General features: G+C 67.3%; 23 protein-coding genes and 1 pseudogene. 12 read left to right on the forward strand and 12 right to left on the reverse strand.

Features of this window, described 5'->3' with window-relative positions; all coding sequences use genetic code 11:
* Window positions 1–237 precede the first annotated feature (237 nt).
* A complete protein-coding gene (locus tag ACT54R_RS09405) occupies window positions 238–2,592 on the forward strand; it encodes a TonB-dependent receptor (RefSeq protein ID WP_476325649.1) in 2,355 nt (784 codons plus the stop codon).
* Window positions 2,593–2,654: 62 nt separating this feature from the next.
* Window positions 2,655–3,338 (forward strand): Fe2+-dependent dioxygenase, encoded by a 684-nt coding sequence (locus ACT54R_RS09410; RefSeq protein ID WP_476325651.1) that lies wholly within the window; start codon window positions 2,655–2,657, stop codon window positions 3,336–3,338.
* Between the two features lie 82 nt (window positions 3,339–3,420).
* Here ACT54R_RS09410 and ACT54R_RS09415 read toward each other — a convergent pair whose 3' ends face one another.
* The 6 genes from ACT54R_RS09415 to ACT54R_RS09440 all read right to left on the reverse strand — a co-directional run bounded on the left by ACT54R_RS09415 (window position 3,421) and on the right by ACT54R_RS09440 (window position 10,942).
* Entirely contained in the window at window positions 3,421–3,864 is a 444-nt protein-coding gene (locus ACT54R_RS09415) for an SRPBCC family protein (RefSeq protein ID WP_476325653.1), read from the reverse strand.
* Between the two features lie 94 nt (window positions 3,865–3,958).
* Window positions 3,959–6,172, reverse strand: coding sequence for an aldehyde oxidoreductase molybdenum-binding subunit PaoC (gene paoC / locus ACT54R_RS09420; protein WP_476325655.1), 2,214 nt, complete (start codon window positions 6,170–6,172; stop codon window positions 3,959–3,961).
* 3 nt (window positions 6,173–6,175) lie between these two features.
* Complete coding sequence (locus tag ACT54R_RS09425) at window positions 6,176–7,126, reverse strand: FAD binding domain-containing protein (protein ID WP_476325657.1); 951 nt, start codon at window positions 7,124–7,126, stop codon at window positions 6,176–6,178.
* Window positions 7,123–7,767, reverse strand: coding sequence for an aldehyde dehydrogenase iron-sulfur subunit PaoA (paoA, locus tag ACT54R_RS09430; protein ID WP_476325659.1), 645 nt, complete (start codon window positions 7,765–7,767; stop codon window positions 7,123–7,125). The genes ACT54R_RS09425 and paoA overlap by 4 nt, the downstream gene beginning before the upstream one ends.
* 295 nt (window positions 7,768–8,062) lie before the next feature.
* Window positions 8,063–9,658: a DHA2 family efflux MFS transporter permease subunit gene (locus ACT54R_RS09435; RefSeq protein WP_476325661.1), complete on the reverse strand. Its 1,596-nt coding sequence runs from the start codon at window positions 9,656–9,658 to the stop codon at window positions 8,063–8,065.
* Window positions 9,659–9,691: 33 nt separating this feature from the next.
* A complete protein-coding gene (locus tag ACT54R_RS09440) occupies window positions 9,692–10,942 on the reverse strand; it encodes an HlyD family secretion protein (RefSeq protein WP_476325663.1) in 1,251 nt (416 codons plus the stop codon).
* A gap of 144 nt (window positions 10,943–11,086) precedes the next feature.
* Between ACT54R_RS09440 and ACT54R_RS09445 the strand changes: the two genes are divergently transcribed.
* Window positions 11,087–11,758, forward strand: coding sequence for a TetR/AcrR family transcriptional regulator (locus ACT54R_RS09445; RefSeq protein WP_476325665.1), 672 nt, complete (start codon window positions 11,087–11,089; stop codon window positions 11,756–11,758).
* A gap of 65 nt (window positions 11,759–11,823) precedes the next feature.
* Window positions 11,824–12,453 carry a hypothetical protein gene (locus ACT54R_RS09450; protein ID WP_476325667.1) on the forward strand — a complete coding sequence of 210 codons (630 nt, stop codon included), beginning with the start codon at window positions 11,824–11,826 and terminating at the stop codon, window positions 12,451–12,453.
* Between the two features lie 48 nt (window positions 12,454–12,501).
* Here the strand turns inward: ACT54R_RS09450 and lldD are convergent, their stop codons facing one another.
* From lldD to ACT54R_RS09480, 6 genes and pseudogenes are all read right to left on the reverse strand, one after another.
* Complete coding sequence (gene lldD / locus ACT54R_RS09455) at window positions 12,502–13,677, reverse strand: FMN-dependent L-lactate dehydrogenase LldD (RefSeq protein ID WP_168458427.1); 1,176 nt, start codon at window positions 13,675–13,677, stop codon at window positions 12,502–12,504.
* A complete protein-coding gene (locus ACT54R_RS09460; protein ID WP_476325669.1) occupies window positions 13,674–14,453 on the reverse strand; it encodes an FCD domain-containing protein in 780 nt (259 codons plus the stop codon). Before ACT54R_RS09460 ends, lldD begins: the two co-directional genes overlap by 4 nt.
* A gap of 140 nt (window positions 14,454–14,593) precedes the next feature.
* Window positions 14,594–15,517, reverse strand: coding sequence for a cation diffusion facilitator family transporter (locus ACT54R_RS09465; protein WP_476325671.1), 924 nt, complete (start codon window positions 15,515–15,517; stop codon window positions 14,594–14,596).
* Between the two features lie 37 nt (window positions 15,518–15,554).
* Window positions 15,555–16,042: pseudogene (locus ACT54R_RS09470) on the reverse strand (integrase core domain-containing protein); the annotation flags it as partial.
* Between the two features lie 16 nt (window positions 16,043–16,058).
* Window positions 16,059–17,495, reverse strand: coding sequence for a sensor histidine kinase N-terminal domain-containing protein (locus tag ACT54R_RS09475; protein WP_476325673.1), 1,437 nt, complete (start codon window positions 17,493–17,495; stop codon window positions 16,059–16,061).
* Window positions 17,495–18,160 carry a response regulator gene (locus tag ACT54R_RS09480; protein ID WP_476325675.1) on the reverse strand — a complete coding sequence of 222 codons (666 nt, stop codon included), beginning with the start codon at window positions 18,158–18,160 and terminating at the stop codon, window positions 17,495–17,497. Before ACT54R_RS09480 ends, ACT54R_RS09475 begins: the two co-directional genes overlap by 1 nt.
* Window positions 18,161–18,306: 146 nt before the next feature.
* On the opposite strand from ACT54R_RS09480, the gene ACT54R_RS09485 reads away from it, so the two are divergent.
* From ACT54R_RS09485 to ACT54R_RS09520, 8 genes are all read left to right on the forward strand, one after another.
* The gene (locus ACT54R_RS09485; protein ID WP_476325677.1) at window positions 18,307–19,470 is read left to right on the forward strand and encodes an ABC transporter substrate-binding protein; all 1,164 of its coding nucleotides are present in this window, start codon (window positions 18,307–18,309) and stop codon (window positions 19,468–19,470) included.
* 217 nt (window positions 19,471–19,687) lie between these two features.
* Entirely contained in the window at window positions 19,688–21,010 is a 1,323-nt protein-coding gene (gene tcuC, locus ACT54R_RS09490; RefSeq protein ID WP_476325679.1) for a tricarballylate/proton symporter TcuC, read from the forward strand.
* A 4-nt stretch (window positions 21,011–21,014) separates the two neighbouring features.
* Window positions 21,015–22,412, forward strand: a complete 1,398-nt coding sequence (gene tcuA, locus ACT54R_RS09495; protein ID WP_476325681.1) for an FAD-dependent tricarballylate dehydrogenase TcuA — start codon at window positions 21,015–21,017, stop codon at window positions 22,410–22,412.
* Window positions 22,399–23,496 carry a tricarballylate utilization 4Fe-4S protein TcuB gene (gene tcuB / locus ACT54R_RS09500; RefSeq protein ID WP_476325683.1) on the forward strand — a complete coding sequence of 366 codons (1,098 nt, stop codon included), beginning with the start codon at window positions 22,399–22,401 and terminating at the stop codon, window positions 23,494–23,496. Before tcuA ends, tcuB begins: the two co-directional genes overlap by 14 nt.
* Window positions 23,497–23,599: 103 nt before the next feature.
* Complete coding sequence (locus ACT54R_RS09505; RefSeq protein ID WP_476325685.1) at window positions 23,600–24,391, forward strand: substrate-binding domain-containing protein; 792 nt, start codon at window positions 23,600–23,602, stop codon at window positions 24,389–24,391.
* Between the two features lie 263 nt (window positions 24,392–24,654).
* Window positions 24,655–24,816, forward strand: a complete 162-nt coding sequence (locus tag ACT54R_RS09510) for a hypothetical protein (protein ID WP_476325687.1) — start codon at window positions 24,655–24,657, stop codon at window positions 24,814–24,816.
* Window positions 24,817–25,081: 265 nt separating this feature from the next.
* Entirely contained in the window at window positions 25,082–25,630 is a 549-nt protein-coding gene (locus ACT54R_RS09515; RefSeq protein WP_476325689.1) for a hypothetical protein, read from the forward strand.
* Between the two features lie 19 nt (window positions 25,631–25,649).
* On the forward strand, window positions 25,650–25,970 hold the full coding sequence (locus tag ACT54R_RS09520; protein WP_476325691.1) for a hypothetical protein: 321 nt from the start codon (window positions 25,650–25,652) through the stop codon (window positions 25,968–25,970).
* Window position 25,971 lies beyond the last annotated feature (1 nt).

Genomic DNA, 25,971 nt, shown 5'->3' on the forward strand with positions numbered 1-25,971 from the left:
TCCCGTAACAGAATGATGACTTCCATATGCGTGCCGTCGCCGGGTTGAGGGGCAGCGCGCCTACAGTCAGGCTTGACGTATCATGGTCCAAACCAGACCTTAGATCACTTCTACTTCGATCATTATTGCAGACACCGCCCTGACGCCTGTTCCGTCAGCGCTCGACTATTGCCGAAACCAGCCCGCAGCGCGCCGCCGCAAGCATCGCCGGGCCGTCTCACCTTACGGGGAAAGATCATGGGAGCGTTGAGCACACTTCGGCCCAGCATGTCGCGCACGACGGTGGGCGCCGGCCTGCTGATGGGCCTGTCGGCGGTGCCATTCATGGAGGCGTTCGCCCAGCAGGCGACCGCGCCCGCCGGCACCGACACGGACCTGCCCACCATCGTGGTGGATGCCGACGGCGAGCCGGTCAATTCGCTGGAGGCGACCACCGGCCTGTCGCGCCTGCCCGGCACGATCCAGGACACACCGCAGACCGTCACCGTCATCTCCCAGCAGACCATGCAGCAGCAGGGCGTGACGACGCTGGAGCAGGCGCTGCGCAACGTTCCGGGCGTCACCGTCGGCATCGGCGAGGGCGGCGGCGGCATGAACGGCGACCAGTTCCGCATCCGCGGCTTCCAGGCCAAGGGAGACCTCTTCGTCAACGGCCTGCGCGACTTCGGCGTCTATGTGCGCGACAGCTTCGCCTATGAGAACGTGGAGGTCTTCAAGGGCCCGAGCTCCGAAAGCTTCGGCTCGGGCACCACGGGCGGCGCCATCAACATGCAGCTGAAGCAGGCGCACCGTGGCGACAAGTACGACGTGGACGGCCAGTTCGGCTCCGGCCCGCTCTATCGCGGCGTGTTCGACTTCAACAAGCAGATCGACGACACCACGGCGGCCCGCATCGTCGGCATGATCAATGAGCAGGACGTGGTGGGGCGCGACCATGTGGAGGCCGACCGCTGGGGTCTCATGGGCTCGCTGGGCTTCGGCCTCGGCACCAACCAGACGCTCTACCTCAACTATCTTTACCAGCACGGGGACCGCACGCCGGACTATGGCGTGCCCATCGTGACGCCGCTGTTCAACGACGTGAAGAAGTTCGGCGCCCTCGGCCAGCCGGTGACGGAATGGGGCGTTCCGCGCTCCAACTTCTACGGCAAGGTGACGGACCGCGACATCACCGACACCAACATGTTCACGGCGAACTACAAGAACGAGATCAACGACTGGCTGACCTTCACCAATGACAGCCGCGTCGGATACTACACCCGCGATTTCGCCACCTCCGTCCCCGGCTGCAGCAACGGCTCCACCACCACCGTCCCGGCGACGCCGAAGACCTATGCCGCGAGCTGCACGGGCCAGTTCTTCGCGGGCAACAACCCGGCCATCACCTTCGGCGGCGGCAATCCCGGCTATCTGCAGGAAAGTCTGGCGGCCGAGAATGTCGCGACCCTCGTCGCCAAGTTCAACACCGGCTTCCTGCGGCACGAGCTGGTGACGGGCATCGACTATTACTTCGTCAACGACAACCGCACTGCGCTGTCGGTCTCCGGCAGCAAGGGCCTGTCGACCATCTGGCTGCCGGTCTATGAAAACACCACCGGTTATTATCTTTACGAGAATCCGTTCGGCAACAGCGGCCAGAAGATCAGCAACAGCTACGATTTCGGCGCCTTCGCCAGCGACCGCATCTGGTTCAATGACCAGCTTTCCATCCTCGCCGGCATCCGCTGGGACAATTATTCTTCCGACTACAAATACTGGTGCGTGGACGCGCAGGGCACCTCCACCGTGCCGGGCTGCCTGAACAGCAAGGGCACCTGGATCAACGCGGAGTCCAACACCCGCTTCTTCAGCCCCAAGGCCGCGCTGATCTGGGAGCCCACCAAGACCCAGACCTATTATGTCTCCTACGCCAAGTCCTTCAGCCCGCAGGGCGGCTTCCCCACCAATGACGTGACCGTGGTCAACCCGGTGCAGAACAATCTCGAGCCGGAGGACAACGAGACGTGGGAGGCCGGCGCCAAGGTCTCGGTGCTGGACGGACGGCTCGGGCTCACCGGCGCGGTGTTCCGCATCAACAAGAGCAACGTCTTCTATACCGATCCCGTCACCGGAAACTCGGTGGAGAGCGGCGAGAACCAGCGCGTGCAGGGCGTGGAGCTGGGCATTACCGGCAGCATCACCGACGCCTGGACCATCCAGGCCGGCTACGCCTATTATTCCAGCGAGATCCTCACCTCCACCACGCTGAGCTACGTGGGCAACGAGGTGCCGTTCGTCTCGCCCAACAACTTCACGCTCTGGACCACCTACGACCTCATCAAGGGCGGCGTCGTGCGGGCCATTCCGGGCCAGCTGCTGGTGGGCGGCGGCATCACCTATGCCGACGGCTACTTCACCAACAGCGCCAATTCCTCGATCATTCCCGAGACGTTCTCGCTGGATGCGCTGATCTCCTACAAGCACGACAAGTATCGCGTGGCGCTGAACGGATACAACCTCACCAACGCGCTCAACTATTCATCCGGCTGGGGCAACCGCGCCATTCCGGCTCCGGGCCGCTCGTTCACGCTGAGCGTCGGCTACACCTTCTGAGAAGTCACGATGCGGCGGCGCGGTCGATGAGGCCGGGCCGTCGCCCTGTTTCAGGATGCGCGATGCTCGTTCAAATTCCCGATCTGCTCACCGCCGCCGAGGTCGCCCACTGCCGCCGCGTGCTGGAAGGCTCCCCCTGGGTGGACGGCCGCGTGACGGCCGGGGAGCAGGCGGCGAAGTCCAAGCAGAATCTGCAGATCCCGGTGGAGTCGGCCGAGGCGCTGGAATTGGGCGACCTCATCCTGCGCGCGCTCGGCCGCAACCCGGTGTTCAACTCGGCGGCCATGCCGCTCCACGTGCTGCCGCCCATGTTCAACCGCTACGACGTGGGCATGAAGTTCGGCGCCCATGTGGACGGCGCCATCCGCGCCGTGCCGGGCGCGGGCCGACGGATGCGGGCGGACGTCTCCACCACCGTCTTCCTCACCGATCCCGACGACTATGACGGCGGCGAATTGCTCATCGAGGACAGCTACGGCGTCCACGAGGTGAAGCTGCCCGCTGGCCATGCGGTGGTCTATCCCGCGAGCAGCCTGCACAGCGTCCGCGAGATCACCCGCGGCAGCCGCTGGGGCTCCTTCTTCTGGACCCAGTCCATGATCCCGGACGACGGCCGCCGCGCCCTGCTCTACGACCTCGACCTCGCCATCATGGCCGTGCGCAGCCGGCTGCCGGACGACGAGGCGGCCGTGCTGCAGCTCACCAACGTCTATCACAACCTGCTGCGAAGCTGGGCGCAGATGTGATTGGAAAGCCCGCGCGGCGTTTGAGCGAAAGCAACGGCAAAGCCCGCGCGGCGCCTGAGCGACGGCAACGACAAAGCCCGCGCTATTGCTTGATCTCGGGCTCCACCAGCCGCGCCAGATTGCGCAGCGACTCCTGCCAGCCGAGATAACAGGCCTCCACGGGAATGACGTCCGGGATGCCGCTCTGCGTGATCTCCAGCTCGGTGCCCATGGAGACCTTCTTCAATGCGATGGTCACATGGATGTCGCCGGGCAGAGCGGGCGTGTCGAAGCGGTCGGTGTAGCGCACGAGTTCGCCGGGGATCAGCTCATGGAACTCCCCGCCGAAGGCATCGCTGTGGCCGGTGGTGAAGTTGCGGAACGACATGCGGAAGGTGCCGCCCACCACGGCGTCGAGGTGATGCACGGTGCAGGTGAAGCCGTTGGGCGGCAGCCATTTGGCCAGCGCATCGGCCTCGACGAAGGCGCGATAGACCTTCTCCGGGCTCGTGGTGAGGATGCGGTGCAGGCGGACGGAGCCGGGCATGTCTCTTCTCCCTGTCAGAGGCGGCGGCGCCGCCCGTCACTCTAATGACGGACGGCGCGCGACGCATCCGACACGGCGCGGATGTTTTTCCCCCTCACCCCACCTGCGGCAGGCGGTGGATGTATTTGTCGAGGGTGATGGGATAGTCCCGCACCCGGACGCCGGTGGCGTTGTAGAGCGCGTTGGCCACCGCCCCGCCGACCCCGCACAGGCCCAGCTCGCCCACGCCCTTGGCCTTCATGGGCGAGGACATGGGATCGGTCTCGTCGAGGAAGATGACCTCCTGGTGCGGGATGTCGGCGTGCACCGGCACCTCGTATCCGGCGAGATCGTGGTTGACGAAGAAGCCGTGGCGCGTGTCCACCGCCAGCTCCTCGAACAGCGCGGCGCCGACGCCCATGGTCATGGCGCCGATCACCTGGCTGCGCGCCGTCTTGGGGTTGAGGATGCGCCCGGCGGCGCACACCGCCAGCATGCGCCGCACCCGCGCCTCGCCGGTGGCCGCATCCACCGCCACCTCCACGAAATGGCCGGCGAAGGTGGATTGCTGGTAGCGCTTGCCGAGGTCGCCATATTCGATGGTGTCCTCCGCCGTCAGCCCCTCCGCACCCGCCGCCTGGGCCAGCGGCACCGCGCGGTTTCCGGCGCGCACCTCGCCATCGGCGAACACGGCTTCCTGCGAATTGAAGCCGAGCTTGCGGGCCACCTCCTCGCGCAGCTTCACGCACGCTGCATAGACACCGGAGGTGGCGTTGTTGGCGCCCCACTGGCCGCCCGAGCCGCAGGAGGCGGGCAGATCGGAATCGCCCAGCACCACGCGCACCTTGTCGAGCGGAACGCCCATCATCTCCGCCGCCGTCTGGGCAAGGATGGTGTAGCTGCCGGTGCCGATGTCGGTCATGGCGGTTTCCACCGTCACCCGCCCCTCGCCATCCAGCCGCACCCGCGCGCCGGACTTCATGAGCAGGTTGTTGCGGAAGCCGGCGGCCATGCCGAGGCCCACCAGAACGTCGCCCTCGCGCACCTGTCCCGGCTTGGGATTGCGCCGGCTCCAGCCGAACCGCTCCGCGCCGAGGCGAAGACAAGCCACCAGCTGGCGCTGGGAGAAGGGGCGGTCCGGGTGCTCTGGGTCGCGCTCGGTGTCGTTGAGGATGCGGAACTCCACCGGGTCGAGGCCGAGCTTCTCCGCCATCTCGTCCATGGCGATTTCCAGCGCCATCATGCCCGGCGCCTCGCCGGGGGCGCGCATGGCGTTGCCCTCGGGCAGGTTCAGGGTCGCGAGCCGCATGGCGGTCAGGCGGTTGGCGCCGGCATAGAGCAGGCGCGTCTGGTTCACCGCCGTCTCCAGCCCGCCGCCGGGCAGGTCACCGGACCAGCTCTCATGGCCGATGGCGGTGATGCGCCCGTCCCGCCCCGCGCCGATGCGGATGCGCTGGATGGTGGCCGGGCGGTGGGTGGTGTTGTTGGCGATCAGGTGCCGGTGCAGCGCCACCTTTACCGGCCGCCTGGCCGCTCGCGAACCCAAGGCCGCCAGCAGCGCATCCGCGCGCACGAACAGTTTGCCGCCGAACCCGCCGCCGATGAATGGCGAGACCAGCCGCACCTTGTCCTTGGGCAGGCCGAGCATTTTCGCGAGATCGCTGCGGCCCCACTCAATCATCTGGTTGGAGGTCCACACCGTCAGCCGGTCGCCCTCCCAGGCGGCGGTGGAGGCGTGCGGCTCCATCATGGCGTGGGACTGGTCGGGGGTGGAGTAGGTGGCGTCGAGGCGCACCGCCGCGGCGGAGAAGGCCCCGTGGAAGTCGCCCACCGCGGTGTCGGCCGCCCCGCCCATGCCGTCGCCCTTCTCAGGCTTCACGGCACTGTCCATGGCCTTGGCGAGGTCGAAGGCGCCTTCGGCGGGCGCATAGTCCACCTTCACCAGAGCGGCGGCCGCGCGGGCCTGCTCGAACGTGTCCGCCACCACCAGCGCCACGGCCTGGTGATAATGCTCCACCTCCGGGCCGGCGATGAGCTGCGCCGTGTTGTTGCTGCCCTTCTTGAGCGGCCCGGCATTGGCGGCCGTCACCACGGCGAGCACGCCGGGCGAAGCCTCGGCCGCCGCCGTGTCGATGGCGGTAACGCGGCCCTTGGCGATGGTCGTGCCCACCACGAAGCCGTGGGCGGCGGTGGGCGCCACGTCGTGCCGCTCGTAGGCATAGGGCGCGGTGCCGGTGGTCTTGAACGGGCCGTCGATGCGCGGCAGCGGACGGCCGATGACCTTGAGCTGGTCGATGGGATTGTCGGCGGCAGGGGTCTCGAACTTCATGGCTCAGTTCCTCCCGTCCGCCAGCACGGCACCGAGGGTGCGCTCCACGAGCGTGATCTTGAAGGCGTTGTCGTTGGTCGGCTTCGCGCCGGCGAGCAGGCGCTCGGAGACGGCCTTCGCGCCGCGCGGCAGCTCGGCCTCCGCCGCCTCCACCCGCCACGGCTTGTGCGCCACGCCGCCCAGCGCGATGCGCCCGGTGCCGTCCTCCTGGATCACCGCCGCGACGGAGACGAGAGCGAAGGCGTAAGAGGCACGATCGCGCACCTTGCGATACACCTGCCGCCCGCCCACGGGCTTCGGCAAGGTCACGGCGGTGATGAGTTCGCCGGGCTCCAGCGCGGTCTCGATGTGCGGCGTGTCGCCGGGCAGGCGGTGGAAGTCAGCGATGGCGATCTGGCGCGTGCGTCCGTGGGGCTGCACGGTCTCCACCACCGCATCGAGGGCGCGCATGGCCACCGCCATATCGCTCGGATGGGTGGCGATGCAGGCGTCCGAGCCGCCGATCACCGCGAGCTGGCGCGAATAGCCGCCGAGCGCGGCGCAGCCGCTGCCGGGCGCGCGCTTGTTGCAGGCCTGCGCGGGGTCATAGAAATACGGGCAGCGTGTGCGCTGGAGCAGATTGCCGGCGGTGGTCGCCTTGTTCCGCAACTGCGCGGAAGCCCCCGCCAGCAAGGCGCGGGAGAGCACCGGATAATCCCGCCGCACCCGTGCGTCAGCGGCAAGGTCGGTGTTGCGCACCAGCGCCCCGATGCGCAGGCCGCCGTCGTCGGTTGCCTCGATGCGGTCGAGCCCGAGGCCGTTCACGTCGATGAGGTGGGCGGGCGTCTCGATCTGCAGCTTCATGAGATCAAGCAGGTTGGTGCCGCCGGCGATGAAGCGGGCGCCGGGGGTCGCCGCCGCCGCGCCCGCGGCATCGGCCGGGCTCAGGGCGCGCTCGTAGGTGAAGGGCTTCATGCGCGCCTCCCGGCCACCTCGACAATGGCCTCCACGATGTTGGAATAGGCGCCGCAGCGACAGATGTTGCCGCTCATGCGTTCGCGGATTTCCGCCTCGGTGAGTTCGACGGGAACGGTGAGATCGTCGGTGACATGGCTCGGAATGTCGGCCTTCACCTCCGCGAGCACCGCCACCGCCGAGCAGATCTGCCCCGGGGTGCAATAGCCGCACTGGTAGCCGTCATGCTCCACGAAGGCCGCCTGCATGGGGTGGAGCTGGTCGGGCGAGCCGAGCCCCTCGATGGTGGTCACGCTCTGGTGCTCGTGCATGAGCGCGAGGGAGAGGCAGGAATTGATCCGCCGACCGTCCACGATCACCGTGCAGGCGCCGCACTGGCCGTGGTCGCAGCCTTTCTTGGTGCCGGTGAGATGGAGGGTTTCGCGCAAGAGGTCGAGGAGGGTGGTGCGGGTGTCCACCTCCACCTCGCGGATGACGCCGTTGACGGTGAGGGAGACCGTCGCGTGGTTGGGTCCGGTCCCCGCCGGCAGCGGCGCGGGCTGGGCCTCGGCGCCGCCGGGAAGGGAGGAGGCGACCGCCGCGGCGGCCCCGGCGAGGATGACCTCGCGCCGGTTGATATCGAGATCGGGAGAGCTCGCCATGGGTGCCTGATCCTCCTTCGGACGGGTGCCTGTGGCTGATGGGGGCAGTCGCTCTGGAGCCGAGCGGCAGCTGTGCAGTGCAGCATTCGCACCAAATGGCGCGCTTCGCCAGCCGTGCGCGGCACGACCGGACCCCAACGCCCGCGGGAAAACGGGGTTCCGGCCCGGGACATCACCGAATTGTCAGAAGATCATTCCGCACGCGGCGGCGACGCCGTCCCGCCCCTCAGGGACGGGACAGTGACGGTGCCGAAAGCCCGTCAGTGCCCCCCGCCGCCTCCAGCGCCGGAACCTCTTAGTGCCCCCCGCCGCCTCCGGCGCCGGGTTTGGGCCGCTTCATCAAAGGCGCGGCGAGCACCAAAGCGACGAACAGGAAGGTGAGCAGGTAGAAGACGTCCGAGAAGGCCATCACCAGCGCCTGCTGGCGCACGATCGCCGCCATCTGCTTCAGCGCCGCGGCCGAGGCATCCGAGCCGAGCTTGGCGAAGCCGGCGGTGATGGTGTCCAGCCGCTCCACGGCCGCCGCGCTCGCCCATTCCACATGCTCGTGCAGGCGGGCGAGGTGCAGGTCCCAGCGGTTGTTCAGCACCGTGTTGATGAGCGCGAGCCCCACCGCGCCGCCGAGATTGCGCATGAGGTTGAACAGGCCGGAGGCGTTCTTCAGCTGCGCCGGCGGCATGGTGCCGAGCGAGATGTTGTTGATGGGGATCATCGCGATCATCAGCCCGACGCCGCGCAGGATCTGGGGGACGAACAGCTCCCAGAAATCCCAGTCCTTGGTGATGTAGGTCACCCACCAGGTGCCCACCGCGAAGGCGCCGAAGCCAGCGCCCATCATGATGCGCGGATCGATCTTGGTCATCAGCCGCCCGGCAATGGGTGCGGTGAGGAACATGGCGATGCCGGTGACGAACATGGTCTCGCCGATCTGCAGCGCCGAGTAGCCGCGCACCCGGCCGAGGAAGACGGGATAGAGATAGGTGAGCCCGTAGAGCCCGATGCCCATGATGAAGCTGAAGGCCGAGCCGATGGAGAAATTGCGGTTCTCGAAGGCGCGCAAATCCACCACCGGATGGTCCGTGGAGAAGACGCGGGCGAAGAAGGCGAGGGACGACACCCCGCACACGATGGCGAAGGCGACGATGTACTGGTCCTCGAACCAGTCGTTGGTCGGCCCCTCCTCCAGCACGAATTCAAGGCTGCCGAGGAAGCCCGCCATGAAGAGGAGACCCCACCAGTCGAACTTGTCGAGCAGCGCGAAATCCGGCTCGTCGAAGTCGATCAGCGTCACCGCCGCCAGCACCACGAACATGCCGGGGATGACGTTGATGAGGAACAGCCAGTGCCAGGAGAACAGGTCGGTGAGATAGCCGCCCACCGTCGGGCCGATGGTGGGCGCGAGCGTCGCCACGAGGCCGATCATGGGCGCCACGATGGGCTGCTTCTCGCGCGGGAACACCGAATAGGCGGCGGCGAAGACGGTGGGGATCATGCCGCCGCCGAGGAAGCCCTGCAGCGCGCGGTAGACGATCATCTCGTTGATGGAGGAGGCCGTCGCGCACATGAAGCTCATGAGCGTGAAGCCCGCCGCCGAGGCCGCGAACAGCCAGCGCGTGGACAGCGCCCGGGACAGGAAGCCCGACAGCGGGATCATCACCACCTCGGCGATGAGGTAGCTGGTCTGCACCCAGGAGATTTCATCCGACGACGCGGCAAGGCCGGCCTGGATCTCGGCGAGGGAGGCGGAGACGATCTGGATGTCCAGGATCGCCATGAACATGCCGAACACCATGCACAGGAAGGCGAACATGCGCCGCCCGTCCACATGCGCGGCGGGGGCGGCAGGAGGCGCTCCCGCCGCGGATGGCTTCAGGGTCAGGGTGTCGGCCATGGCCGCCTCCTGTCGAGGCTCAGGATGCGCGCGTCAGGACGCGGGCGAGGGGGTGGGCGCGGCGGCGGTGGAGGTGGCGGGAGCGGACTTGGTGTCCACCGTCGCCGTCACCGACATGCCGGGGCGCAGTTCATGCTTGGCAAGCACGCGGGGATCGATGGCGATACGCACGGGGATGCGCTGCACGATCTTGGTGAAGTTGCCGGTGGCATTCTCCGGCGGCAGCAGGCTGAACACCGAGCCCGAGGCCGGCGACACGCTCACCACCTTGCCGGTGAAGTCGTGGTCCGGATAGGCGTCCACATAGACGTCGACGCTCTGGCCGGGCTTCAGGCGACCGAGCTGGGTCTCCTTGAAGTTGGCATCCACATAGACGCCCTCCAGCGGCACCACGGCGACGAGGCGCGTGCCGGTCTGCACCAGTTGGCCCACCTGCACCGCGCGGTTGCCGACAACGCCGTCGATGGGCGCGCGCACCACGGTGAAATCGAGGTCACGCTTGGCCTGATCGCGGGCGGTCTTCAGCTCGTCGAGCACGTGCGCCGCCTCGGTGCGCTGGGCACCGAGCACCACCACCTGCGCCTCGGCAGACGCGATGGCGGCCTTGGCGGCCTCGACGCTCGCGGCGGTCTTGTCCTTGTCGGCGCGGGCATTGTCGAGGGTGGAGCGGCTGGCGAAATCGGAGCGGGCGAGCTTGTCCTGCCGGTCGAATTCCGCCTGCGCCCGCTTCTGGTCGGCCTCGGCCGAGGTGAGCTGCGCCTTCATCTGGTCGACCGTGGCGCGGGCCGCCGTCTCCTGCTGGTCGAAGCGGGCCAGCGTTGCCTGCTGGGTGGCGATCTTGTTCTCGGCCGACTGGAGGGCGAGGCGATAGTCGCCGTCATCGATGCGGGCGATCACGTCGCCGGCCTTGACCCACTGGTTGGTGTCCACGTCCACGCTCTTCACGTAGCCGCCGACCTTCGCCGCGATCACCGAGGTGTCGGCCGCCACATAGGCATCGTCGGTCGAGACTTGGAAGCGGCCGACCTGCCACCAATGGGTGCCGTACCAGCCGCCGGCCGCGAGCAGAACGGCGAGCACCGACCCGAAGATGAGGGGCTTGCGCGAGCGGGCCTTGGCCGGGGCCGCCGCCTCGGCTTCCGCCACCGCAGCGGCGGTAGGGGTCTCCTCCCGCCGCGCCTTGAGCACGGTCACGCCGGCCGAGGGGGCTTCGGCCTGCGCATCCGTCTGCGGTTCGGGTGTGATGGCGGGCGCTGCCGCCTCTTTCCTGTTGATCTGAGCCACCTTGGTCTCTCCCGGCCAGCTGGGGCCTGACTGAACGGTTTAGTCAAAATCTGCAGCCACTATATTGAACTGAACGGTTTAGTCAATTACTTTGACAAAATGCTGGAAGGGTTCCATGCAGGAGACCGCCGAAGGAGGGCGGATATGAACGAGGCACTCGAACGCGCGAAGGCGACGGACACCCCCTCCCCCGCCGAACAGGATCTGGAGGCGAAGAAGCGTCTCGACATCATCGACGGCGCCCGCCGCGTCTTCTTCCACAAGGGCTTCGACGGCGCCAGCATGGACGAGATCGCCCGCGCCGCGGCGGTCTCCAAGGCCACCATCTACGTCTATTTCCAGAGCAAGGCGGACCTGTTCCGCGCGCTGGTGGAGGCCGACCGCCGGCAGTCCGCCGAACGCCTGTTCGAGTTCGACGAGGCGGATGCGGACGTCGGGCGCGTTTTGAAGCGCATCGGCGTCACGTTCATGAGCATGATGATCCGGCCGAACCACATCCGCCTCGTGCGCATGGTGTTCGGCGTGGCGGAGAAGTTTCCGGCCATCGGCCAGACCTTCTTCGAGAGCGGCCCCTGCTATGGCGGCCGCCGCCTCGCCGAGCTGCTGCAGAAGCAGGTGGAACTGGGCCGGCTCGACGTGGACGACTGCCAGGCCGCCGCCTTCGAGTTCATCAACCTGTGCCAGGGCAATCAGGTGAAGGGGCTGATGTTCGGCGTGTCCGAAGGGCCGACGCCCGAGGACATCGAACGGACGGTCGGCCGCGCGGTGCGGGTGTTCCTTGCCGCCTACGGGCCGAAGGACAAGCCCGCCGGCTGAACCGGGTTGGCGCGGCCCGCCCTTCCCCCTATTCCCGACGCCGGGCATCCCCGGAGGCATGGGACATGGCAGGCGGCACGCACCGGCAGAACCGGGTGACACCCTTCGGCACCATCGAGGCGGTACCCGAACGCGGCCTCCTCATGGGCAACCGGGGCAACCTGCGCCGGCCGGACGGCACGCAGAAGCTCTGGCACGCGCGCGGCTGGGTCTGCTGCGTCACGACCTTCCGGGGCCGGCGTCTCGATCTCGATGATCCGCACCGCTACACGCCACTCTTCTTCATGGACGAGGCCGTCGCCCTTGCCGCCGGTCACCGGCCCTGCGGGGAATGCCGGCACGCGGACTATCAGGCCTTCAAGCAGGCCTGGCGGCGCGCCTTCGCCATGCCCGAGAGCGCGCCCCTGACCGCCGGCGCCATGGATATGGCGCTCCACGCGGCCCGCATCGCGCGCGGCCGGAAGGTGACCTTCCGCGCCGCCCTGCGCGATCTCCCGGCCGGCACCTTCGTCGCGCTGGACGAGCGGCCGGACGAGGCTTTCCTCGTCGATCACGGCGCGCTCCACCGCTGGAGCCACGCCGGGTACGGCCCGCCCGTCGCGATGCCGGCCACGGACGTGACCGTGCTCACGCCCCGGCCCACGGTGGGGGTGCTGCGGGCTGGCTATGCGCCGCAGATGGCGGCGCGGGGTTAGGATCGGCGCCGTGCGACGGCCGAGCCTTGAAGCAACACCGCTTTCCCCTCACTCCGCCGCGGCGGAGAGATGCTTGAGCGGCTGCTCCACGTCGCGCACCAGGCTCTCGCGGGAGATTTCCGAGAGGTTGCGGGCACCGGTGAGCGTCATGGCCACGCGCATCTCCTTGGCGAACAGGTCGAGGAGGTTTTCGACGCCCTTCTGGCCGTGGGTCGCCAGCGCATAGATGAAGGCGCGGCCCAGCAGCACGCCGTCCGCGCCCTGCGCCACCATGCGCACCACGTCGAGACCCGAGCGGATGCCGGAATCGGCGAGGATGGCGAGGCGGCCCTTCACCTTGTCGGCAATGGGCGGCAGCGCGCGGGCCGAGGAGAGCACACCGTCGAGCTGCCGGCCGCCATGGTTCGACACCACGATGCCATCGGCGCCGAAGCGCACCGCGTCCTCCGCGTCTTCCGGATCGAGGATGCCCTTGATGACCATGGGCCCCTGCCAGAACTCGCGGATCCATTCGAGATCGCGCCAGGCGATGGAGGGATCGAAATTGGCGCCGAGCCAGCCCACATAGTCTTCCAGCGTGGTCTTGTGGCCGCGATAGGCGGAGACGTTGCCGAGATCGTGCGGCGTGCCCATCAGGCCCACGTCATAAGCCCAGAAGGGGTGAAGCGCGGCCTGCACCATGCGGCGCACGGCGGCGTTGGGGCCGGACATGCCCGAGTGCGCATCGCGATAGCGCGCGCCGGGCACCGGCATGTCCACGGTGAAGACCAGCGTGCGGATGCCCGCCGCCCAGGCGCGCTCCAGCGCGTTCTTCATGAAGCCCCGGTCCTTCAGCACATAGAGCTGGAACCAGAAGGGCTTCTCCACCTTGGCGCGCACCTCCTCGATGGGGCAGACGGAGACGGTGGAGAGGGTGAACTGGATGCCCTTGTCGAGCGCCGCCTTCGCCGCCTGCACCTCGCCGCGCCGGGCGAACATGCCGCACAGGCCGACCGGCGCGAGAGCCATGGGCATGGCGAGATTCTCGCCGAGCAGCGTCGTGGACAGGTCCACCTCGCCCACGCCCTTCAGCACCCGCTGGCGCAGGGCGAGCAGCGTGAGGTCGGAGACGTTGCGCCCGAGCGTCGTCTCCGCATAGGCGCCGCCGTCGATGTAGTGGAACAGGAAGGGCGGCAGGCGCCGACGGGCGGCTTCGCGATAGTCCGAGGCGGAGGAGATGATCACGGCGTCAGTTCTTTCTGTTGCTGGTTTTCTTGCTGGCGTTGGGCGACGCGGGACGAGCGACGGCGGCGGGCCGCGTCGTCCTCGATCCCGCGCAGGGTTTCCTCGACAAATTCGAGATGCAGCAGCGCGGCCTTGCGCGCCTCCTCGGGCCGGCCCTCGATGATGGCGGTGGCGATGGCGCGGTGCTGGTCGTCCAGCGCCTGCGCGGTGCTGGGGATGAGGTAGAGCTTTTCGAGGCTGCGGGAGATGGAGGCGCGCAGGAGGTCGAAGAGACCCGCCATCACCTGCCGCATCACTACGTTTTGGGAGGCTTCGGCCACCGCCATGTGGAAGGCGGAATCGGCTTTGGCCTGCGTCTGCGCATCGGTGGCGGCGGCGGAGAGGACATGCTCCAGCGCCGCCTGAAGGTTCGTCTTGTCCTGCGGGCCGGCGCGCAGGGCCGCGTGATACGCCATGTCCGCATCCAGCGATTTGCGGATTTCCATCACGTCGTGCCAGTAGCCCGGCTCCCCCGCCGCCACCTCGGCCAGCGGGCCGAGCGCCACGGAGAGCGGGGTTTCGGAGAGCGGGGCGTCCGCGGGCGCGGCCACATAGGTGCCCCCGCCCCTGCGGCTCACCAGCCGGCCGCGGCTCGCAAGATGGCGGATGGCCTCGCGCAGGGTCGGCCGCGACACGTTCAGCTCCGCCGCCAGCGCCCGCTCGGCCGGCAGGCGCGCGCCGGGCTGAAGGCCGCGTTCGGCGATGAGGGCCTCGATGGTGTCGGTCAGGTCGGCCAAGAGCGCCCCTCGCGGCTGCGGCGGCACTGGGATATTGGTCAGTCCAATATCGGCAGCTGGCGCGCGAAATCTCTATGGCTTGAGATTGGTCAGGCCGCAAGCGGAATATTGGCCTGACCAATTTTCCCGGACTGCTGACCTCAATCCGCCCATTCCGGGTCGGTGGTGAAGGCGATGGTCAGCCAGCGGTCCGGCGTGTCGTTGCCGATGGCGGCGCCGATCTCGTCGCGGATCACGTCCCAGTCTTCCAGCCGCATGGGCGGCCAGCCATGGGGCACGATGAAATAAAGCTCGATCTGCCTGCCCCGCCCCACCCGCGCGACATAGGAGCGGAAGGCGAGGAAGCCGTAGCGCGCCACGATGCCGGCGGCCACCTGATCCACGTGCTCCTTCAACGCCGGCGGGGTCACGAGCAGGATGTCCGCCAGCGCCTGCTTCACCGTGGCGAATGGCAGGGGGATGATGACGAGGCAGACGAGTGCCAGCGCCACCGGATCGATATAGGGCGAAATCCACGCCCGCGGCGTGCCCTGCACCGCAAGGCCAATGAGGAAGGCGACGAGCAGCGCCGCGGTGAGCCCCGCCGACATCAGCCACGCCTTGGCATCGAGGGCGAGAAAGTCGGATTTGATGGCCCGGTTCGCCCGCCGCACGAACAGCGCCATTGCCAGCGCCACCGCCACGGTGATGACCGCGTAGAGGATCGCCTGGTCGAAATCGAGCGCCCGCCCACCGGACATGAGGCTGCCCACGGCATTGATGAGCGCATAGACCGACGCGCTCATGAGCAGGATGCCGTTGAGCCCGAGCACCATGGGCTCCAGATGCCAGAACCCCATGGTGAAATGCGCGATGAACCCCTTCGCCGGCGCCCCCGGCGCGGTGGAGGTCGCGATCAGCCGCGCCACCACGAGGGCCAGCACCGTCATGCTGGCGTCGGTGAGCGCGTAGACGCCATCGAACACGATGGCATATGAGCCGGACATCAGCCCGAACACGATGCCCAGCAGCGCCAGCAGCAGGGTGACACCGATGGATATGCGCAGCACGCCCTGCTCGGTCATCGCCCCTCCCCGCTCAAGCGCCCCGTCCCTTGACGTGTCATCTGGTGACCTGAGCCCGTTTTCTCCTCCGGTTAAGAGGAGCGTCCGAGGGTTGATTTTTGGCCTCAGGCGGCTTGGGTTTCCAGAGGATTGTTGCGGCGAACTCGGCGGAGGATCGATTGCCGAGAGCCGAATGAGGGCGGTTCAGGTTTAAGTCCTCCTTCCATCAGGCGATTGCGGAACGGGCCTGGCCCAGGTTCGAGAATAGGGTCTCCTTCAGGCATTCGTCCCGGAACCGACCGTTGAAGCTCTCGACGAAGCCGTTCTGCATCGGCTTGCCGGGAGCGATGTCGTGCCATTCGACGCCGCTCGGCTGGGACCATGGGCCGAGAGCGAGTGTCGGCCACCAGCGCCAGGCACTCCCGGCTGAAGTCGTCGACGCCGACCGTGCGTGAAGGCATCCGACACGAAATCAAGGCTCCAGCGGACATTGACCCGATCCGGCACCAGGATGGGACGCCGGGTGCCAAGCGCGCGCTTGTGGCCCGGCGGACCCCCGCGTCTAGCCCCGCGCCGCAGTTCCGGCCGCCGCCTCATGGCCGAGCAATGGGGACAGCGCCATGCGCAGGGTGACCCGCAGGCCGCCGAGGTCCGGGCTGCCATCAAGGACGATCGAAATGTGCAGCAGGTCCCCGATCACCTTCACGATCGAAAGGCCAAGGCCGCTGCCCGGCACGTCTGCCTGGTTCCGCGCACGGTAGAAGCGCTGGAACACGCGCTCGCGCTCGGCTTCGGGAATGCCGGGGCCGCTGTCCTCGACGGTGACCACGGCGGCAGCGCCGCTGCGGTCGGCGCACAGCACCACCTGGCCACCGGCGCCGGAATATTTCACCGCATTGTCGAGAAGATTGCCCAGCAGCTCGGACAGCAGCACCGTGTCGGACACGAGCGGCAGCGGGCGGTGTTTGATCAGGCAGGAGACCTGGGTGTCTGCGGGAATGCCGGCGATGCGTTCGGCGATGACGTGCTCGATCACCTCGCCCAGATCGCATGGCGTACCGCCTGCGGCTGAAACCGCGCTTTCGTCGGCGCGGGCGAGGGTGAGAAGCTGGGTGATGAGCCGCTCCAGCCGTTCGGCGCCCTGGTCCAGCTCGGCCAGCGCGCTGCCCCGCAGCTCGGGATCCGAACTTTCCCGCCGCAGCAGGTCCACATGCATCCTGACGATGGCGAGCGGCGTGCGCATCTGGTGGGAGGCGTCGGCGGTGAAGCGCCGTAGCAGCTCCGTCGCCGAGCGCAGGCGCTCGAACATGGCGTTGATGGCGGTGGCGGGGGCCATCGCCTCCTGCGGCACCTCGGACAGATCGAGCGGCCGCAGGTCGCGCCAGTCGCTGACGGCGCGCGTGTCGATCTGCCGGCTGAGGTCGGCGAGCGGCATCAGCCCGCGCTCGACGGACACCCACGCCAGAACCCCGATGGCGAGGATGAGGACGGCTTCCGCAAGACCCAGGTTCCGCAGCATTTCGTTGCGCAGCTGGTTGCGGGCGAGCCGGGTCTCGGCGACGGCGACGATGACCGGGTGCTCGACGCCATAGACGCGACGTGCCACCGCTGCGAGCCGCACGGCATTGCCGCGATAGGTATCGTTCCAGTGGACCGGCTGGCCGGGCAGGGCGGCCGCCATCCCGCCGAGCGGCAGGTCGGGATAGCCCGTCACCGGCCCGGCGTCCGAGGCGACGAGGTAATAGACATTGTCCTGCGTCTTGGTTTCGAGCATGCCCAGAGCCACCTGCGGCATGTCCACCACCACCTCGCCGCTCTCGACCGCCAGACGCTCGGCGATGGCCATCAGGGAGCCGTCGAGGAGGCGGTCGTGGGAGCTCTCCACCACCGACGTGATGGTGAGATAGCCGCCGGCGCCGATGGCCACCGCCAGCAGCAGCACCGGCGCGAGCAGATTGAGAAGGACCGCGCGCTTCAGCGAGCGGCGGGTGGGGCGCATCAGTCCTTCTCCAGCATGTAGCCGAGCCCGCGGACGGTGCGGATGCGCAACCCGCCCGCCCCGAGCTTCTTGCGCAGGCGGGCGATGTACAGTTCAAGGGCATTCGGCCCCACCGCGTCGTCCAGCCCGAACACCTCCGAGATGAGGCGGGCCTTGGGCACGAGCTTGCCCGCCTGGACCAGAAGGAGATGCAGGACCGCGAGCTCCCGCCGGCGGAGATCGAGCGGGCTCCCCTCCAGCCGCGCGATGTGCTGCACGGTATCGAACTGCAGCGGCCCGAACTCGATCAGGGCGTCGCTGACGCCAAAGCCCCGGCGCACCAGCGCCCGCACCCGCGCCTCGAACTCGGCGAGGGCGAACGGCTTGTTTACGTAATCGTCAGCGCCGAGGTCGAGGGCCTTCACCTTCTCGCTCACATGGTCGCGTGCGGTGAGGATCATCACGGGCGTCTTGAGGCCGGCGCGGCGGATCGCCCTGAGCACGTCATATCCGCTGCCGTTGGGCAGGCCGAGATCGAGCACCACCAGATTGTACGCCTCGCGGGTCGCGAGCCCCACGGCATCGGCCGCATCGGCCTCGTGGTCGACCGCATAGCCGAGGGATGCAAGGGAGCGCTTCAGTCCGCTCGCCAGCGCCCGGTCGTCTTCCACGATGAGGATACGCATCAAGCCGTCTCCCGGCCGGGCTGCAACCGGCCGCAAGGCGTGACCGCCCCAGGTTCAAAGCGGGAAGGATGCCCCATACGTGACCACACCCGTCGCATCGCATAATGTAGACCGGCTAACGGAAGCAAGTTCAAGAGAGTGCGGACGTGCGTGCGGCAGGCGGCTGGATGGCCCCGATGGGCAGCGACTGGGGGCGGATCGACACGCCGTCCATGGTGCGACGCTTTCGGGCGGCTGCAGGGCGCCTGAGCGGAATCCTCCTTGCCGTAGTCCTCGTTGCGGGGGGCCTCGCGGTCGGGGGGCGCCCGGCTGAAGCGCAGTCCCGCTCTGACGAGATCTCGGTCGGCACCGGCACCGCCGGTTCGCTCACCGTCGTGTCTTCCATCGATCTCGTGGAAATGGGCGAACTTCTGGAGCACTGGCGGGCGCGCTATCCCGACATCAAGCTGACCTACCGGCACAAGAATTCGCTGTACGTCTATTCCGACGTGGTGGAGTGCAACGACCCCCGCCCATGTCCCGATATCGCCTGGAGTTCCGCCATGGATCTCCAGATCAAGCTGGTCAATGACGGCTATGCCGCGCGCCACGAATCCCCCGCCACGGCGATGCTTCCGCCGTGGGCGGTGTGGCGCAACGAGGCCTTCGGCGTCACGGCGGAGCCCATCGTCCTCGTCTACAACAAGATGCGCGTGCCGCCGGAAGACGTGCCGCGCACCCATGCCGATTTCGTCCGCCTCCTGCGCGAGAAGGGCACGGCCTATCGGGGCAAGGTGGCGGCTTACGACCCGGAGCGCAGCGGCACCGGTTTTCTGTTCTGGAACAGTGATGTGCGCATCACCGCAGACACTTGGCAACTGGTCCGGGCCCTGGGGCGGACCGGGCCGAAATTCTATTCGTTTGCGCACACCATGCTCGACCGCGTGTCGGATGGCGACCAGCTGTTCGCCTACAACACCATCTCCTCCTATGCCCGGGCCCGGGCGCGGGAGGAGCCGGCCCTCGGCGTCGTGGCCTTCGAGGACTACACGCTGGTGATGACCCGCATCGCCCTCATTCCCAAACAGGCGCCGCACCCCGAGCAGGCGCATCTCTTCCTGGATTTCCTTCTGTCCCGCGAAGGGCAGGAGGATCTCGCGCGTCGGGACTTCGGCACTGTCCGGCTCGACATGCCGCCGCCGGCGGAAGCCGGAGCCGATCCCGCACGGCTGCGCCCGATCCATGTGGGCCCCGAGCTTCTGGCCTACCAGGACCAGTCGCGTCGCCGCATCTTCTTCCGCGACTGGCGGAAGGCGCTCGAAGGCGAATGATCGCGGCGGCGATCGCCCATGCGCATCCGACGATCGTTGCACCGCACGTGACAGGTTCTTGACAGGTTCTCCCCCCTAGGCTCCCCGCCGATGCCGTCATGCGATGGGCTGCGCCGGATTCCCGCCAAGGGACCGGCGGGCTGCAGACGGCCGGACGAAGCAACAAGAAGCAGCGCAGAGACGCCGCGAGCGGCTGCGCCGGCATGGGAGACAACGCATGGTCGGGCCATCGGCAGCCGCCGTTCCATCCACCGCGACCGCAGAGGTGCCTGCGATCAAGTCGAGAACCGCAGCCATCCTGCGCTCGACGAGCGGCAACTTCCTCGAGCAGTTCGACTTTTTCCTCTTCGGCTTCTACGCGACGTCCATCTCCAAGGCGTTCTTCCCGACCGGAAATGAAGTCACCGAGCTGCTGCTCACCTTCACCACCTTCTGGCTCGGCGCGCTGATGCGGCCCGTCGGCGCCATCGTGCTTGGCGCCTATCTCGATCACATCGGCCGCCGCAAGGGCCTGATCGTGACCCTCGGCATCATGGCCGCCGGCACGGTGCTGATCGCGGTGTGTCCCACCTACGCGCAGATCGGCATCGCCGCGCCGCTCATCGTGCTGTTCGGCCGCCTGTTGCAGGGCTTCTCGGCGGGCGTGGAACTGGGCGGCGTCTCGATCTACCTGTTCGAGATCGCGACACCCGGCAACAAGGGCTTCTACACCTCGTTCCAGTCGGCCAGCCAGCAGGTCGCCATCTTCTTCGCGGCCATCATCGGCTTCTCGCTGAGCCAGCTGATGCCGGCCGAAACCATCTCCGCCTGGGGCTGGCGCATTCCCTTCTTCATCGGCTGCGCGATCATCCCCTTCATCTTCTTCATCCGCCGCACGCTCGAGGAAACCCCGGAGTTCCTCAAGCAGAAGAAGCACCCGACCCAGCGCGAAGTCTTCGCCGCGATGCTGGCCAACTGGCGGATCGTGCTGCTCGGCATGATGCTGACGGCCATGACCACGGTGACCTTCTACTTCATCACCGTCTACACCCCCACCTTCGGCAAGAACGTGCTGAAGCTGTCCATCACCGACAGCCTTCTCGTCACGCTGCTGGTGGCCACCACCAACTTCATCTGGCTGCCCATCGGCGGCGCGATCTCGGATCGGGTGGGTCGCCGCCCGGTGCTGCTGACCATCGCCATCCTGGCGCTGGCGACGGCCTATCCCGCCCTCGCGTGGCTGGTGGTGGAGCCGACCTTCAACAAGATGCTGATGGTGGAGCTGTGGTTCTCCCTGTGCTTCGGCGTCTATAACGGCGCCATGGTGGCGGCCTTGTCCGAAGAGGTGCCGGCCCATGTGCGCACCACCTGCTTCTCGCTCGCCTTCGCCCTCGCCGCGGCCCTGTTCGGCACGTTCACGCCCCTGGTCTCCACCTGGCTGATCGACATGACGGGCAACCGCGCAGCCCCGGGCTTCTGGCTCATGGCGGCGGCGGCCTCGGGCCTCATCGCGACCATCCTCATCTATCGCGGTCGGGGCGCGACCCCGCAGCGGAGCTGAGACGATGGACGCGACGCTCGCAAGCGTGGACGTCCTCGTCATCGGTGGCGGCAACGCCGGGCTTTGCGCCGCCATCTCGGCGCGACGCTCCGGCGCGTCCGTGCTGGTGGTGGAGGCGGCGCCGAAATTCTACCGCGGCGGCAACACGCGCCACACCCGCAACATGCGCTGCGCCCACGACAGCGCGACGGCCATCCTCTCCGGTCCCTATACCGAGGATGAGTTCTACGACGACCTGTTGCGGGTCACGCAGGGCCAGACCGACGAGAATCTGGCCCGACTGATGATCCGGGAATCCAAGGACATGCTCGGCTGGATCGTCGAGCAGGGCGTGCGCTGGCAGCCCTCGCTCGGCGGCACGCTCAGCCTTGGCCGCACCAACTCGTTCTTTCTGGGCGGCGGCCGAGCGATGCTCAACGCCCTCTATCTCACGGCCGAGCGCCTCGGCGTCGAGGTGCTCTACGACTGCGAGGTGATCGACCTCGAGATGGATGGCGGGCGCTGCCACAGCGTCCGCATCCGTCGCCCGGATGGCATCGCCCGCATCGAGGCAAAGGCCTATGTCGCGGCCGCCGGCGGCTTCGAGGCCAACATCGACTGGCTGAAGGAGGCCTGGGGACCGCCCGCAGAAAACTTCCTCATCCGCGGCACGCCCTACAATCGCGGGTCCCTGCTGAGAATGCTGATCGACCGGGGCGTGGAGAAGACCGGCGACCCGATGCAGTGTCACGCCGTGGCCATCGATGCGCGGGCGCCCAAGTTCGACGGCGGCATCATCACGCGGCTCGACTGCGTGGTCTTCGGCATCGTCGTGAACAATCGGGCCGAGCGCTTCTACGACGAGGGCGAGGACATCTGGCCCAAGCGCTATGCCATCTGGGGGCGGCTCGTGGCCCAGCAGCCAGACCAGATCGCCTACATCATCTTCGACGCCTCTTCGCTCGAGCTGTTCATGCCCTCCCTGTTCCCGCCCATCTCGGCGCCCACCATTGCCGAACTGGCGGGTAAGCTGGGCCTCGATGCCGAGAGCCTGACGCGCACCGTCGACGGCTTCAATGCCGCGGTCCGTCCCGGTACCTTCGACGACAAGATTCTCGACGATTGCCGGACGGAGGGGCTGACGCCGCCCAAGTCGCACTGGGCGCGCAAGCTGGAGAAGGCGCCCTATTACGCCTACCCCGTGCGTCCCGGCATCACCTTCACCTATCTGGGTGTGCGGGTCGATGCCGACGCCCGGATGCGCATGGCCTCCGGCGGTGGCGCGGAAAACCTGTTTGCCGCCGGCGAGATCATGGCCGGCAACGTGCTGGGCCGCGGATATGCCGCCGGCATCGGCATGACGATCGGCAGCGTGTTCGGACGCATCGCAGGACGGGAGGCGGCCGCTCATGCACGCCACTGATGCTCTGAAGGAGGCCGACCGGCTGATGACGGTCTGCAACTCCTGCCGCTATTGTGAAGGTCTGTGCGCGGTGTTTCCGGCCATGGAGATGCGGCGCGCCTTCAGCAGCGGCGACCTCAATTACCTCGCCAACCTCTGCCACGCCTGCGGGGCCTGCTACACCGACTGCCAGTTCTCGCCGCCCCACGAGTTCAACGTGAATGTGCCGCGGACGCTGGCGACGGTGCGGGCGCAGTCCTACGCGCACTACGCCTGGCCCGGTCCTCTGGCGGTGCTGTTCCGGCGCAACGGGCTGTTCGTGGCGCTGGCCACGGCGGCGAGCGTGGCGCTCTTCATCTTCGCCTTCATGGGGGCGGGCGGCGCGCATTTCGGCGAGCCCGCTCTGGGCACCGGCGCGTTCTACCGCATCATGCCCCATGAGCTGATCGCGTGGCTGTTCGGTGGCGTCTTCACCTTCGGCCTCGTCGCGCTCGCCCTGTCGCTGCGCCGCTTCTGGCGGGACATCGGCAAAGGCGCCGAGAGCCCGCTCGCGCCGCGCCCGCTGTGGCAGGCCATCAAGGATGCGGGCTCGCTGCGCTATCTCGATGGCGGCGGGGTGGGCTGCTACAACAAGGATGAGAAGCCGGACGACAACCGCCGCTTCTACCATCACCTCACCTTCTACGGCTTCATGCTCTGCTTCGCCGCCACCAGCGTCGGCGCGCTCTATCACTTCCTGTTCGGTCGGGAGGCGCCCTATCCCTGGTGGGACCTGCCGGTGGTGCTCGGGACCCTGGGCGGCCTCGGCCTCGTGGTCGGCCCCATCGGCCTCCTCAAGGCCAAGCGCCAGCGCGACCCGGCCCTGGTGAGCGACGCCAGTGCGGGCATGGACAAGGCCTTCACGGTGATGCTCCTGCTCACGGCCGTGTCGGGTCTGCTCCTTCTCGTCCTGCGCGCGACACCGGCCATGAATGCACTGCTGGCGATCCATCTCGGCATCGTGTTCGCCCTGTTCCTGAGCCTGCCCTACGGGCGGTTCGTGCACGGGCTCTATCGCTTCGCCGCGCTGGTCCGCTACGCGCAGGAGCGTGGCCACGACGCCTGACTCCAGGTCCCGCGGCCACCCGCGGTGCGCGCTCGGCCCGCGCCTTTCCGACCCCGGCGGGGTCGGCTGAACAAAACAAAGATCAATCTCGGGAGGATAGAACATGACGACGGCAAGGAACTGGCTCTCCGCATTGCTCGTGGGCGCAACGCTGGCACTGCCGGCCGCGGCGCGGGCGGATGAGGTCAGGGTGATGATTTCGGGAGGGTTCTCCGCCGCCTACAAACAGCTCGTGCCCCAGTTCGAGCAGGCGACCGGCCACAAGGTACTCACCGCCTACGGACCGTCCATGGGCACCACCGAGAACGCCATTCCCGTGCGCCTCGCCCGCGGCGAGCCCGTCGACGTCCTCATCATGGTGGGCGAAGCCCTTACCGGCCTGACGGAGCAGGGCAAGGCGGACAAGTCCTCCCGCGTCGATCTCGCCCGTTCGCCCATCGGCATCGCCGTACGCGCCGGCGCGCCGAAGCCGGACATTTCCTCGGTCGATGGTCTGCGCGCCGCGCTGCTCGCGGCCAAATCGATCGCCTATTCCGACAGCGCCAGCGGCGTCTATGTGGAGACCGAACTGTTCAAGCGCCTCGGCATCGAGGAGCAGGTGAAAGGCAAGGCGCGCATGATCCCGGCCGAACCGGTGGCCGCAGTGGTGGCGCGCGGCGATGCGGAACTCGGCTTCCAGCAGATCAGCGAACTGCTGCCCGTGGCCGGGGTGGAGGTTGTGGGTCCCATCCCTGACAGCGTGCAGAAGATCACCATCTTTGCGGCGGGCGTCTCCACGAAGGCGGCCTCCGCCAAGGCGGGCGCGGACCTCATCGCCTTCCTCGCATCCCCCCAGGCGGCACCCGCCATCCGCAAGACGGGGCTCGACCCCATCGCCCATCCGGCTGGCAAATAGCGTCGACTGCAGACAGCGGTGCGGCCAGAGCCTGGGACGGGCGTCTTCAGCGTCCGTCCACCTCAAGCCGCCGTCACGGGTCCTCGCCCATCGCCTGGACGGCGGGAACGCCGGCTGCGTCTTCCCCCTGAAATGCCCTCTCCTCCTGACGCTGGTGAAGATATCGAAGGCGCGGGGCACGACGCCCGATGCGCTGCCCGGGACGAAGCGCGAGCCTGACGACCTGCCCCAGCCGACCGAGCGCTCAGAAGCTGATCGACCGCATGGTGTCGGCCGTGAACAATCTGGACGACGACGAGCTGGCCGTCGCCGTTCAGCAGGTCGAACTCATTCTGCGCCTGCAGGGCGAGGCGGCTGCGGCGAAGGCACCCGAATGGCCCGCTGCTTGCTGTCCTCGCGCGCACGAGACGACAGAAACAGAATGAGGGACCAGAGGCTAGACGCCAGACCAAGTCTCTATTTTTATTGATATTTTAAAGAGAACTGGCGGAGAGGGAGACCGGCAAACAAAACTGATAAATATTTGATATTATATGATATTTTTCCGAACAAAAATGCACTGCCCCAGCATTTGCCCCAGCATCTGACACGACTTGCAGCGACCGGCGGTGACCAAGCCGGCATGATTAAGTTATTTTGACGCGGCAATGAGATTCCCTGGTTGCGCACCTAGGCGAGGAAATTTGGGCGATGGACGGCTACCCGGACCACCTGGCACCAGATTTCGACGAAGGTGGCGGGGTTGCGACGTCTTTCCCCGAATGGTGGGCGCAGGTCGCAGCGTCCTTTCCAAATGTTCCCGAGGAGGTCGCCCGCGAATGGCTTCACCGTCATTGGCGCCACTCCCCGTTCGCGTTTCTCAGGTCCGCGGAGCACCGGTTCGATCTGATAGATTGGGATAGCGCCGATCTCCGCTCTATCCGGTGGAACTTCAATAATTTCGCCGAGGACCACGAACCGGCCGTCTCGCATGGTCGCTTCCTAATTGAAGAGCACCATCAACGCTGGCCTACCTATCTAAGTGGCTATCTCGTTGAAACCGGGACTTTCCCGTCCCCACCAATCATAGTCGATAACCGGGATCTCCACATAGTCGACGATATCGTGCCAGGGTTCTACCCAGCCGCCTACCTCTTGGTGGAGGGCCACCGCAGATATGCTATGGCCTCATACTTGGCGAGTCTGGGACGAATGCGCCCCACCCTGCCTGTTTGGTTAATGAAGCATATTGAAATATGATATTCCGCGAGGCCAAGATATGGAAAATGAGACTCTGCTATTGATCCTCAAAGGCACTTCTTCCGCCCTTGGACTTATCAGCGCCGCCTGCGCATTTGTTGCATCATTTTATTGGTACAAGGCTTCGGCAATTGAAGTTATCCCAGTGTGGGCGCGCGGTCAGCCTCCAAATCTGGCCGCCGAACCAATAGATCGTCTTTTGGCCTCGGACGGGTGGATAGCCGGCACTGCCATTGCACTGCAGGAGGGCGGCCGGCTGAACAAGACCGCCGCCCTATGGAGCGGCGCCTCAGCCTTATCGGCAGCCCTATCTATGCTCGTAAGCCAGCTCGCTTCATGAA

The sequence above is a fragment of the Xanthobacter sp. DMC47 genome (assembly GCF_056313845.1).